Here is an 11,780-nt window from a genome sequence, read left to right as displayed (position 1 = left end):
GATTACGACCTTGGGGTACGTTCCACGCGCATTGTGCGGTCGCGGAGCGTACCCCAAGGTCGAGTCGCCGAAGCGAAAAAGCTTGTGCGCTTACTTCTTGCGCTTGCCGTAACGGGCCTCGAAGCGGGCCACGCGACCACCGGTGTCGAGGATCTTCTGCTTACCGGTGTAGAAGGGGTGGCATTCCGAGCACACGTCCACGCGGATCTCACCGGAGGCGACGGTGGAGCGGGTCTCGAAGGTGTTGCCGCAGGTGCACGTGACCTTGGTGGGCACGTATTCGGGGTGGATACCCTGCTTCATGTTTCTCCTTAAGGATTCTGAGGGTCCCGGGTCCCACACGGGCGCGCGGGTGAACCGGAGGCCAGTCGGATATTGTGCCAGCCCGCCCGGCCGGTCACAACGTCGTGCCGTGGTGAGGCGCAGCACGCCGCCGCCGGCGGGGCGCTGCCGCCACCGTGAACACTGCGCGCCGGAAACCACGCCGCCCGCCCGGAAGTCCCGGGCGGGCGGCGTGGCTCAGACGAACGGTCAGACGAGCTTGGAGTCGTCGTCGGCGTCGGCCAGGGAGGTGCCCTGCGGGGTCGTCTTGGAGATGACCATGAGGAACTCCGCGTTGGACTGGGTCTCCTTGAGCTTGCCGAGCACCAGCTCCAGGGCCTGCTGCTGCTCCAGGCCGGAGAAGAGGCGCCGCAACCGCCACATGATCTTCAACTGGGCGGGGTCGATGAGCAGCTCCTCACGGCGCGTGGAGGAGGCGGCGACGTCGACGGCGGGGAAGACGCGCCGCTCGGCCAGCTGCCGCGACAGGCGCAACTCCATGTTGCCGGTGCCCTTGAACTCCTCGAAGATGACCTCGTCCATCTTGGAGCCAGTCTCCACCAGGGCGGTGGCCAGGATCGTCAGGCTGCCGCCGTTCTCAATGTTGCGGGCGGCACCGAAGAAGCGCTTGGGCGGATACAGGGCGCTGGCGTCCACACCACCGGACAGGATGCGGCCGGAGGCGGGCGCGGCCAGGTTGTAAGCGCGACCCAGGCGGGTGATGGAGTCGAGCAGCACCACCACGTCCTGTCCCAGCTCAACCAGCCGCTTGGCGCGCTCGATGGCGAGTTCGGCGACGGTGGTGTGGTCGGAGGCGGGCCGGTCGAAGGTAGAGGCGATGACCTCTCCCTTGACCGTGCGCTGCATGTCGGTGACCTCCTCGGGGCGTTCGTCAACGAGCACCACCATCAGGTGCGCCTCGGGGTTGTTCACGGAGATCGCGTTGGCGATCTGCTGCAGGATGATCGTCTTACCGGCCTTGGGCGGGGAGACGATCAGTCCACGCTGGCCCTTGCCGATGGGGGCGACCAGGTCGATGATGCGCGGGGTCAACGCCTTCGGAGTGGTTTCCAGACGCAGCTGCTCCTGCGGGTACAGGGGGGTGAGCTTGGTGAACTCGGGACGACGCTTGGCGCGCTCCGGATCCATGCCGTTGACGGTCTCCACCGACACCAGCGGCTTGTACTTCAGCCGGTTTGTGCGGTTCTGACGACGACCGCGCCCGGAGCCGGGGTTGGGGCCGGAGGCATCACCGTTCTCGCGCACCCAGCCGGTGATGGCGTCGCCTGCGCGCAGACCGTTGTCCTTGATCTGTTGGGCGTTGACGTACACGTCCTTCGGTCCGGGCAGGTAGCCGGAGGTACGCAGGTAGGCGTGCTGGTGGTCGGCCATGTCGAGGATGCCGGCTACCGGCAGCAGGACCTCCTCCTCGCGGGCCTGTTGCTGGCCCCGGGAGTCCTGGTTGCCGTCAAAGTCCCGGCCGTCACGATCGCGGCGCTTGCGGCCCCGACGCCGACGTCCACCGCGGTTATCCTCTTCGGCCTGGGCCTCCCAGTCGTTGCCGCCGCGACGACGACGCTCGCCGAGTTCGACGGCGGGGTTGCCGGTGGCGTCGGCCAAGTCGCGCATCAGGGCGGCCTTGGCGTCGGCGTGATCCTCGGCGGCATCCTCGTTGCCGTTGCGGCGCTCGGGGGCGCCGGAGGGGGCCTGGGCGCGGCGCCGGGGGCGACGGGGGCCATCGTGTCCCTCGTGCGCCTGGGGTTCGCGGTGAGCCGGGCGGCCGCCCCGGCCGGGCTCCGCGGCGGGTTCAGGGGCCTGCGAGCGCTCGGGAAGGCCTAGTACCAGGGGGACCTCCGCTGTGGAGGACACGTCCTGGGGGGCGCCGGCAGCGGCGGTTACGCGGCGGCGGGAACGGCCGCGGGCAGCGCGCTCGCCGGCCTGCGGCGCGGGCGATTCAGTGTCCGCCTGTGCGGCGGGTGCTGGCGCCGCCGACGCGGTGACGCCGGCATCGGCGCTCGTCTCCGGAGCGGAGGCGGCGGTCTTGCGGGCGGCCCGACCGCGGCTCCGGATGGGAGTAGTGGGCTCGATCGGCTCGGTCTGTTGCGCCGTCGGGGTGGCGGCGGAGTTGCCGGACTGGTGTTCGCGGATGGCGGCGATGAGTTCGCTCTTCCGCATACGTGAGGTGCCCTTTAGCCCCATGGTTGAGGCGAGCTGCTGAAGCTCGGCCAGCCGCATGGTGGACAGCGGAGGGCGGGCGCTGGAAATCTCGGTCACGAGTGTCCTTAACGGTGTGAGCATCCGCCAGGTAAGGCAGATGTATCTGGGACTGTCCCGGAATATCACGGGATGAAGTCGTGCACCAATGAGGTCCATGGCAGGGCCTGCGGCCTCAGCCTGGTGCGCATACGGCGTGCCGCTTCGTTTCGGCTTACCGTCGGTGCAAACACTAGCAGACCTTGCGCGTGGTTCGACTCGCCACGCGATGCACAGGGAGTGTGAATCCTCTCCCCTTTGCTAGATGACATTACTGGGTGACATCAGCGCAGCGGCCCAACCAGCTGCGCGCCGTCCAGGTCAATGCCGGGGCGCAGCACCATCCACCCGTGCCGCTCCAGGGTGAAGCGGGTCTGCTGGGATAGGTCCGCCAGCACGAGCACCGTGGGGCCGGCGCCGGATATGACCGCCGGGTAGCCCTGCTCGCGCAGTGAGTCCATGACGGCCATGGAGGCGGGCAGGACGCCGCGCCGGTACTCCTGGTGGAGGCGGTCCTCGGTCCCGGCCATCAGCAGGTCCGGTCGGCCCGCGAGCGCCAGCATGAGGATGGCGGCACGGGAGGTGTTGAACAGGGCGTCGGCGCGCGGCACCGAGTCGGGCAGGACCTTGCGCGCCTCCTCGGTGCTCAGCCGCGTCGTCGACGGCGGCACGAGCAGGCTGACCGCCAGGCTCGCGTCCACGGGCATGGGTGCGGCACGCGGGGTTCCGTCCGTCTCGATCCAGGCGACGGTGGCTCCGCCGAATACGGCGGGGGCGACGTTGTCGGGGTGCCCCTCGAAGCCGGTGGCGATCCGGAAGATCTCCTCATCGGGCAGTGCGTCCGGGTCTGACAGTAGGCCGCGGGCGAGCATCAGGCCGGCTACGGCAGCGCTCGCCGAGGAGCCCATACCGCCGCCGTGGGGGATGCGGTTGATGCAGCGCATCTCGAAACCGGCCTGCGGCGCGCCGGCGGCGTCCAGGCCGGCGCGCAGGGCGCGCACCACCAGGTTGGAGTCGTCGGTGGGGACGACTCCCTCCCCCACGCCTTCGACAGTGACGTTGGTGGGGCCCACAACGGGGCGAACCTCGACCTCGTCGTAGTAGGTGAAGGCCATGCCGAAGGAGTCGAAGCCGGGGCCCATATTCGCGGTAGTTGCGGGCACGCGCACCGCTGCGCGCTCGTTGGCCAGTCTCATTGCGGCGTCACAGCCCCTCGACGCGGCGGGTGGAAACGACCTCGGCGACGCGTTCCTGCGCCCGCAGCCCGTCCACGGCCGCCTCCAGCCGGGACACGGGGGCGGCGTGAGTGACGATGGTGACCAGCGCCAACTCGTCGCCGACATCCACATAGCTGGCCTGCCGCACGGAGTTGATGGACACGTCGTGATCGCCGAAGACCTGGGCGACGGCGGCCAGTGAGCCGGGTGCGTCGGCCACCCGGAGCTGTATCTGGTAGCGGGTCAGGGCCTGCTCCGGGGCGAGGATGGGCAGGTCGGCGTAGCTGGACTCGCGGGGCGCCTGCCCGCCGTTGACGCGGTGGGCGGCGGCGGCGACGACGTCGGAGAGTACGGCGGAGGCGGTGGGGGCCCCGCCGGCTCCCTGCCCGTAGAACATCAGGCGGCCGGCGGCCTCGGCGTCCACCAGGACCGCGTTGAAGCCGCCGTGGACGCTGGCCAGCGGGTGGTCGGCCGGGACCAGGGCGGGATGTACGCGCACGGAGATGCCCTCTACGCCGTCGGGCTCGCTGCTGACCCGCTGGGCGATGGCCAGGAGCTTGAGCTCGCAGCCGGAGGCGTGGGCCTCGCGGATGTCGTCGGCGGTGATGGAGCGGATGCCCTCGACCTCGACGTCGTCCATTCCCACTCGGGTGTGGAAGGCGAGGGAGGCGATGATGGCGGCCTTGGCGGCGGCGTCGAGACCGTCGACGTCGGCGGTGGGGTCGGCCTCGGCGTAGCCGAGTTCCTGGGCGGCGGCCAGGGCGGCGTCGAATGACAGACCCTTGGTGCTCATCTCGTCCAGGATGTAGTTGGTGGTGCCGTTGACGATGCCGAGCACACTGGTGACGCGGTCACCGGCCATGGACTCGCGCAGGGCGTAGACCACCGGGATGGCGCCGGCGACGGCGGCCTCGTAGTAGAAGTCGGTGTTGGCGGCTGCGGCCGCCGCGTACAGCTCGGGGCCGTGGGCGGCGATGAGTGCCTTGTTTCCGGTGATGACGCTGGCCCCGGATTCGAAGGCCGCCAGGATGAGGGTGCGGGCCGGCTCGATGCCGCCGATGAGTTCGATGACGATGTCGTTGGAGGTGGCGACGGACTCGGCGTCGTCGGTGAGCAGCTGGCGCGGGACCGCCTCGTCGCGGGGGGCATCGACATCGCGCACGGCCACGCCGGTGATCTCCAAGCGGGCACCGGAGCGGGCGGCGAAGTCGTCGGCCTGTTCCAGCAGCAGGCGGATCACCTGGGTGCCGACGGTGCCGGATCCGAGGACTCCGACGCGCAGTGTGGGGCGGTCGGCCGCACCGGCGGCGCGCCTGGCCGGCTGCGCAGGTCTTGCTACCAGGCCTGGGCGGAGCGCGGCCGACGGTGGGGCGTCCTGGGGTGCCTGCTGATTCAAGGGAACCACCTCGCGAATGTGTGCGGGCTCGCCGGGCGGACGAGCGTGACTCGGCACAGCATAGGCGGCGCCATCGAGCAGGCGCCGCCGCCTCTCACATCGACACCGAGGTCGGTCGACAGTTACATGCCGAGATCAGTCAGGGTGGGCATCAGCGCAGACCATGCAGCACCTTGGCGCTGAGGACACCCCAGCCGGCCAGCGCCGACAGGCTCAGCGCGAGCCCCGAGGCGTTGTACAGGGACGGGGTGACGGCGACGGCTAGCAGCAGGCCGACCAGCATGCAGGTCAGCAGCGCCCAGACAACCAGCATGCCGTCGCTTCCCCGCCCGACGGTGCCGCGGCGCTGCCCCGTCGGCTCGTCATGGCGTCCCCACGCCGGGGGCGGGGTCTCCAGGGAAGAACGCATCGTGTCCATATCCCGACAGTAAGGAAGATCTCATCCGCGCAGTACATCCCCGGGGTGGAATCACAGCTCCCATCCCTCCTCCTCAAGGAGTAGGGGCCTTCCCCTATGACTCGGTGCGCACGGCACCCCGCCGAGCAGACTCTTGTAGAGCATGTAGAACATTTGGGATAATCCAGTCATGAACGCTCAACCCGTGGGCAGCCCGCATGGCACCCCGGCGCAGTCCTCCGGCTCCGGCCCCGCCGTCGCTGCCAGCAACCGCACCGTCAGCCTGCGCGAACTCAACCAGCGCTCCGGACGCATCGTCGCCGACGTCGTCTCATCCGGTCGCCCCGTCACCATCACCGACCGTGGCCGCCCGGTCGTCCGCCTGGTGCCGATCGAGCCCGAGGAGACTCCCTATGAGCGTCTGCTGCGCGAAGGACTCATCCAAGAGGCCACGCACGAGCGAACCGGCCCGCTGCCCAGTATCAATGTTCCAAACGGCGCTCAGCTGTACGCCGACTTCATGGCTGAACGAGAGGAAGAACGGTGATCTACCTTGATACCTCCGCCGTGCTCCTAGTGCTCCTGGCCCAACCCGGTCATGAGGCGGTCTCCGCTCACCTCGCTGCTACGGAAGACAGGCTGCTCTCCTCGGCATTACTAGAACTCGAGGTATTCAGGGCGTTGCGCCGGGAGAAGCATGCACTGGCCGTTGCTGACACGGCACTGCGGATGATTGGGCTATGCGCAATCAATGACGCCGTGATAGACCGAGCCAAGGCACTGACCGGCGAGCTCAAGTCGCTGGATGCGATTCACCTGGCCACAGCCCTCATCCTGCATGACCCGCGCGACCCGGTGACGGTCCTCACTCATGACGCGCGCCTGGCCAAAGCCGCCCGCGCACAAGGGCTCCGCGCACTCGACCCGGCAGAACCGTCGGCCTAGTCTCCCTCCAGGGCGAGCAGGTCGGCGATGGTCTCCGGGCGCAGCACCCAGCCCTGCCGGCCGTCCTCAACCCAGGCGACGCCGGGCCGGGTGAACAGGTTGTAGTTGGAGGCCATGGAGCGCCCGTAGGCGCCGGTCGCCGGCACCGCAAGAACATCGCCGACGGCCAGGTCTGCGGGCAGGTCCACGTCGCGCACGACCACGTCGCCGCTCTCACAGTGCTTGCCGACCACGCGAGCACGCACCAGTCCTGCCTCCGGGTCGGGGCGCCGGTTGGCCACCAGGGCCGTATAGGCGGCGTCGTACAGGGCGGGGCGGATGTTGTCGCTCATGCCGCCGTCCACGCTCACATACAGGCGGGCGGCCCCCTCCCCCAGCTGGACGCGCTTGAGCCCGGTCACCGTGTACAGGGTGACCATGGCCGGCCCGGCGATTGAGCGGCCGGGCTCAACCGACACGTGCGGCACGGCGTCCCCGAGTTCGGTGCACGTCAAGTGGACCGCCTCGGCCAGGGCGCGGGCGACCTCGGCGGGTGAGGGCGCGACCGGGTCGGCGCCGGTGTAGGCGATGCCGTAGCCGCCGCCCAGGTCCACCTCCTCGCACAGCACCCCGGTGGCCGCGGCGATCTGGTGGCGCAGGCGCAGCACGACGCCGACCGCCTCCCGGAATCCGGCCAGGTCGAAGATCTGGGAGCCGATGTGGGAGTGCAGCCCGTGCAGGGTCAGCTCCGGGGCGGCGACGACGGCGCGGGCGGCGTCCAGCGCCGCGCCCGTGGCCACGGAGATGCCGAACTTCTGGTCCTCGTGGGCGGTGGAGATGTACTCGTGCCCGCCGGCGTGGATGCCGGTGGTCAAGCGCAGCATGACCGAGCCGGTCTCCGCGGGGGCATAGTGGCCGGTCTCGCGCAGTTCGCGCACGGCGGCGGCCGCCAACTCGATCTCCTCGGCCGAGTCCAGAACCAGGTGCCCCACCCGGTGGGCGAGGGCGGTACGGATCTCGGTGCGGGTCTTGCCGTTGCCGTGCAGGCCCAGTCGGCCGGCGCGCAAGGTGGCCTCCTCGCCGTCGAGAGCGGCGAGCGCGGCCACGCCCACGGCCAGCTCACCGGCGGAGGCGGTGTCGATGCCCATGCCCTCCGCCAAGACGGTGCGGGCCACGCGGGTCGTCAGGAAGGCCTTGCCGGCGTAGTAGGCCTCGCCGCCGACCATGCCGTAGCCGGACCAGAACTCCTCCGCCATGGCGGCGGCCCAGGTGGCGGCGCGGCCGCGCAGGTCGGCCTCGTCCAGGACGAACACGGGGGTGGGGGCGTCGGCGAGTATCTCCCCCACGCTGCGCCCGCCGATCTCCAGCGCGCCGTCGGCGCCGCGCCGGGCCGACCATGGCCACAGGTCGGGGCGCGCCTCGGGCTCGGGGGCGGCCAGGGTGCCGAGAGGGGCCTCGCCCGCGGGTACGGCGCCCATCACATGCGCTCCGGGGCGGTCACGCCCAGCAGGCCGAGGCCGTTGGCGATGACCTGCCCGACGGCGTCGTTGACCCACAGACGGGCGACGTGCCCGGCGTCGACCGGATCGTCGCCGCGCGGGGTGACGCGGGTGGCGCCGTACCAGGTGTGGTAGGCGGCGGCGAGCGTCTCCAGGTAGCGGGCCACGCGGTGCTGCTCGCGCAGGGCGGCGGCCTGGGCGACGATGGCCGGATACTGGGCGAGCACACCCAGCAGCTGAGAGTCGTGGGGGGTGTCCAGCTGGGCGGGGTCGAAGCCGGCGTCGCGGCTCACGCCCCGCTCGGCGGCGTTGCGCGCCACGGAGCGGATGCGGGCGTGGGCGTACTGGACGTAGTAGACGGGGTTGTCGTTAGAGGTGGAGGCCAGCAGATTCAAGTCGATATCGATCATGGAGTCCATGGAGGAGCGGGCCAGCGCGTAGCGGGCCGCGTCCACGCCGACGGCGTCGACCAGGTCCTCCAGCGTGACCACGGTGCCGGCGCGCTTGGACATGCGCACCGGCTGCCCGTCGCGCACCAGGTTGACCAGCTGACCGATGATGATCTGCATGTTGACGCCGGGCTCGTCGCCGTAGGCGGCGCACATGGCCATCATGCGGCCGATGTAGCCGTGGTGGTCGGCGCCGAGCAGGTAGATGGCGCAGTCGGCGCCGCGGGCGCGCTTGTCCAGGTAGTAGGCGACGTCGGCGGCGAAGTAGGCGGGATCGCCGTCGGACTTGATCAGGACGCGGTCCTTGTCGTCGCCGAAGTCGGTGGTGCGCAGCCAGGTGGCGCCGTCGGCCTCGAAGATGACACCGCGCTCACGCAGGCGGCCGATGGCGCGCTCGACGGCGCCGGAGGTGTGCAGGGAGTCCTCGTGGAAGAAGACGTCGAAGTCGGTACGGAAGTCGTGCAGTTCGGCCTTCACGGCGGCGAACATCAGGTCGACGCCGCGGGCCCGGAAGACCTCGGTGGCCTCGACGTCGGGCAGGGTGGCGGGGTCTGGACGGCCGGCGCCGGCCTCGTCTGCGGTTACCCGGGCGGCGATCTCACCGATGTAGGAGCCGCCGTAGCCGTCCTCGGGGGTCTCCTGGCCGCGGGCGGCGGCGAGCAGGGAGCGGGCGAAGCGGTCGATCTGGGTGCCGTGGTCGTTGAAGTAGTACTCGCGGGTGACCTCGGCACCGCAGGCGGCCATGATGCGGGCCAGGGAGTCGCCGACGGCGGCCCAACGGGCTCCGCCCAGGTGCACCGGGCCGGTGGGGTTGGCGGAGACGTACTCGAGGTTGATGTGCTGGCCGGCCAGGGAGTCGTTGGTGCCGTAGGCGGTGCCCGCGGTAAGGATGGTGCGGGCGAGCTCGCCGGCGCTGGCGGCGTCCAGGCGGATGTTGAGGAAGCCGGGTCCGGCGACCTCGGCGGAGGCCACGCCGTCCAGGGCGCCTACGCGCTCGGCCAGCAACTGGGCCAGAGCGCGCGGGTTGGTGCCGGCCTTCTTGGCCAGCTGCATGGCGACGTTGGTGGCCCAGTCACCGTGCTCGCGGGAGCGGGGGCGCTCGACCTTGGGGACCGGCACCTCCTCCACGGGCAGGGCGAGGCTGCCGTCGGTGACGGCGGCGAGGAGGACGTTGCGGATCGCTTCGGCGAGCTCTTCTGGGGTCACGCGCGCCAGCGTACCGGCACCGCCCCAACGCGCCGAAACCGGCATAAGCAACGCACCGAGATCGGTGGAACTCACGCGCCCAGATCGGTGGACGTTACGTGCCGAGGTCGGTCGATATGGGTCCGTCATACGCCCGGCGCACGAACAGGGCCGCAAAGGAGTAGAGTTTCGGGTATCCGAAACCATGTGAGGAGGCCGACCGTGCCCGATCCCGGCAACGCCACCGACGCCGTCGACGCCATCGTGCGCAGGCACGAGCCGAAGCCGAACCCGCCACGCCATCGGCTGCTGGCGCTGCTCGGCCCGGCCTTCGTCGCTGCGGTCGCCTACGTGGACCCCGGCAACGTGGCTGCCAACATCACCGCCGGCGCCCGCTACGGCTACACGCTCGTGTGGGTACTGGTACTGGCCAACGCCATGGCGGTGCTGATCCAGTACCAGAGCGCCAAGCTCGGCATCGTCACCGGCCGCTCGCTGCCGCAGGTGCTCGGGGACCGCCTCGGCCGTGGCACCCGCCTGGCCTACTGGGCGCAGGCCGAACTCGTCGCCGCCGCCACCGACCTGGCCGAGGTGATCGGGGGCGCCGTCGCCCTGCACCTGCTGTTCAATATCCCGCTGCTGACCGGCGGCGTGATTATCGGCGCCGTGTCCATGCTGCTGCTGGCACTGCAGGAGCGCCGCAGTCAGCGCACCTTTGAGGGAGCGGTGGTCGCGCTCCTGGTGGTGGTGACGATCGGGTTCATGGGCGGGCTGTTCATCTCACCACCCGACTGGGGCGAGACCTTCGCCGGCCTGATTCCCCGACTGAGGGGATCCGGCAGCCTGCTGGTGGCCGCCTCCATGCTCGGCGCCACCGTCATGCCGCACGCCATCTACCTGCACTCCTCCCTGGTGCGCGACCACCACGAAGAACTCGGGGAGGGCCATGCCGACCGGCTGGCAGCCGATCGCACCGCCACGCCGATCCCCGACAACGACTCGGCCGCCGCTCCCGACATCTCCCCCGCCGCCGACGCCGTCCCCTCCGGGCAGGAGCGCACCGGCCGCCTGATCCGCGCCACCCGGGTGGACGTGATCTGGGCGCTGGCACTGGCGGGCGCCGTCAACATTGCCCTACTGCTGCTGGCCGCCTCGGCCCTGTCCGGGGCCAGCGGCACCGACACGATCGAAGGGGCGCACGCCGCCATCACCGCCTCACTGGGGCAGGTCGTCGGCGTCGTGTTCGCAATCGGGCTGCTCGCCTCCGGGTTGGCGTCGACGTCGGTGGGCGCCTACGCCGGCAGCGAGATCATGGCCGGACTGCTGCACATCCGCGTCCCCCTGCTGGCACGCCGCGCGGTCACCCTCGTGCCCGCGCTGATCATCATCGCCGTCGGGGCGGAGCCGACCTGGGCACTCGTGCTCAGCCAGGTAGTGCTTTCCTTCGGGATCCCGCTCGCGATCGTGCCGCTCATGCGGGCCACGGGTTCGGAGCAGCTCATGGGGCGGTGGCGAGACGGTGTGGTCCTGCGCTGGACGTCCCGCGCGGCCGCAGGACTCATCATCGTGCTCAACCTCGCGCTGGTCGTGCTGACGTTGACCGGCAACGGCTGAGGCGCCACGCAGGCCGGCGCCGCCGTCGGCTCGTCGAACGCCACAGCCTCTCGGTTTCCATCCGGCGCCCGAACGCTGGTACAGTCGCGCCCCGGGCCCCGGTAGCTCAGTGGATAGAGCGTCTGCCTCCGGAGCAGAAGGTCGCAGGTTCGAATCCTGTCCGGGGCACCGGCCCCGAGCCCCCGTCCGACCCCGAGTCGGCGGGGGCTTCGTCGATCCTGCGGGGCAGCAGGTCGTCAGCAGGGAAGTAATGGCGTGGGCGCGAGCTATTGGCGTGAACGTGGCGCTCTAGACCGGCGCGTCGTGGGCCGCCCGCCGCGGACCTGCCCCTTTGGAGCGCTTCTTTCTAATTGGACTGCCAACTGGTGGTCTGCGCGTCGACGATTCGTACGGAACGGCGACGGTTCGTCAGATGTGCTGACGGTTCGTACGTTAGAGGCAACGATTCGCCTTGTTATGTCTCAGGACATCGGTGACAGTTCTGTGTCAGGACATCGGTGACAGTTCGTGGGTTGTTGGGGGTGA

At 70.3% G+C, this 11,780-nt stretch carries 10 protein-coding genes and 1 tRNA gene; 4 read left to right on the top strand and 7 right to left on the bottom strand.

Going from position 1 to position 11,780, the window contains the following annotated elements; all coding sequences use genetic code 11:
* Positions 1-90 precede the first annotated feature (90 nt).
* The 5 genes from rpmE to DRB06_RS04885 form a co-directional block, all read right to left on the bottom strand.
* The gene (gene rpmE, locus DRB06_RS04905) at positions 91-303 is read right to left on the bottom strand and encodes a 50S ribosomal protein L31 (protein ID WP_073327027.1); all 213 of its coding nucleotides are present in this window, start codon (positions 301-303) and stop codon (positions 91-93) included.
* 228 nt (positions 304-531) lie between these two features.
* A complete protein-coding gene (rho, locus tag DRB06_RS04900) occupies positions 532-2,595 on the bottom strand; it encodes a transcription termination factor Rho (RefSeq protein WP_111819270.1) in 2,064 nt (687 codons plus the stop codon).
* A 263-nt stretch (positions 2,596-2,858) separates the two neighbouring features.
* Positions 2,859-3,770: a homoserine kinase gene (gene thrB / locus DRB06_RS04895; protein WP_108966750.1), complete on the bottom strand. Its 912-nt coding sequence runs from the start codon at positions 3,768-3,770 to the stop codon at positions 2,859-2,861.
* A gap of 7 nt (positions 3,771-3,777) precedes the next feature.
* A complete protein-coding gene (locus tag DRB06_RS04890; RefSeq protein ID WP_111819287.1) occupies positions 3,778-5,133 on the bottom strand; it encodes a homoserine dehydrogenase in 1,356 nt (451 codons plus the stop codon).
* 205 nt (positions 5,134-5,338) lie between these two features.
* The gene (locus tag DRB06_RS04885) at positions 5,339-5,605 is read right to left on the bottom strand and encodes a hypothetical protein (RefSeq protein ID WP_108966748.1); all 267 of its coding nucleotides are present in this window, start codon (positions 5,603-5,605) and stop codon (positions 5,339-5,341) included.
* Between the two features lie 169 nt (positions 5,606-5,774).
* On the opposite strand from DRB06_RS04885, the gene DRB06_RS04880 reads away from it, so the two are divergent.
* Positions 5,775-6,131, top strand: a complete 357-nt coding sequence (locus tag DRB06_RS04880) for a type II toxin-antitoxin system Phd/YefM family antitoxin (protein WP_108966745.1) — start codon at positions 5,775-5,777, stop codon at positions 6,129-6,131.
* The gene (locus DRB06_RS04875; RefSeq protein ID WP_108966743.1) at positions 6,128-6,529 is read left to right on the top strand and encodes a PIN domain-containing protein; all 402 of its coding nucleotides are present in this window, start codon (positions 6,128-6,130) and stop codon (positions 6,527-6,529) included. The genes DRB06_RS04880 and DRB06_RS04875 overlap by 4 nt, the downstream gene beginning before the upstream one ends.
* Here the strand turns inward: DRB06_RS04875 and lysA are convergent.
* Together lysA and argS are read right to left on the bottom strand one after the other, a co-directional pair.
* Complete coding sequence (lysA, locus tag DRB06_RS04870; RefSeq protein ID WP_395994423.1) at positions 6,526-7,986, bottom strand: diaminopimelate decarboxylase; 1,461 nt, start codon at positions 7,984-7,986, stop codon at positions 6,526-6,528. The genes DRB06_RS04875 and lysA overlap by 4 nt on opposite strands.
* On the bottom strand, positions 7,986-9,662 hold the full coding sequence (gene argS / locus DRB06_RS04865) for an arginine--tRNA ligase (protein ID WP_181575190.1): 1,677 nt from the start codon (positions 9,660-9,662) through the stop codon (positions 7,986-7,988). Before argS ends, lysA begins: the two co-directional genes overlap by 1 nt.
* A gap of 243 nt (positions 9,663-9,905) precedes the next feature.
* Here argS and DRB06_RS04860 point away from each other — a divergent pair, with 243 nt between their 5' ends.
* Complete coding sequence (locus DRB06_RS04860) at positions 9,906-11,255, top strand: Nramp family divalent metal transporter (RefSeq protein ID WP_111819286.1); 1,350 nt, start codon at positions 9,906-9,908, stop codon at positions 11,253-11,255.
* A gap of 95 nt (positions 11,256-11,350) precedes the next feature.
* Positions 11,351-11,423, top strand: a tRNA-Arg gene (locus tag DRB06_RS04855).
* Positions 11,424-11,780 lie beyond the last annotated feature (357 nt).

It is taken from the genome of Actinomyces sp. Z5, assembly GCF_003287795.1.
Taxonomy (GTDB): domain Bacteria; phylum Actinomycetota; class Actinomycetes; order Actinomycetales; family Actinomycetaceae; genus Actinomyces; species Actinomyces glycerinitolerans.
Note: the sequence above shows the minus strand (reverse complement) of the source record. Positions and strands in the feature narration are given on the sequence as shown.

What these genes read in the sequence shown, in the direction of transcription:
- rpmE (WP_073327027.1), bottom strand. Translation starts at nt 303, where the DNA reads ATGAAGCAGGGTATCCACCCCGAATACGTGCCCACCAAGGTCACGTGC.
- DRB06_RS04885 (WP_108966748.1), bottom strand. Translation starts at nt 5,605, where the DNA reads ATGGACACGATGCGTTCTTCCCTGGAGACCCCGCCCCCGGCGTGGGGA.
- DRB06_RS04880 (WP_108966745.1), top strand. Translation starts at nt 5,775, where the DNA reads ATGAACGCTCAACCCGTGGGCAGCCCGCATGGCACCCCGGCGCAGTCC.
- thrB (WP_108966750.1), bottom strand. Translation starts at nt 3,770, where the DNA reads ATGAGACTGGCCAACGAGCGCGCAGCGGTGCGCGTGCCCGCAACTACC.
- lysA (WP_395994423.1), bottom strand. Translation starts at nt 7,986, where the DNA reads ATGGGCGCCGTACCCGCGGGCGAGGCCCCTCTCGGCACCCTGGCCGCC.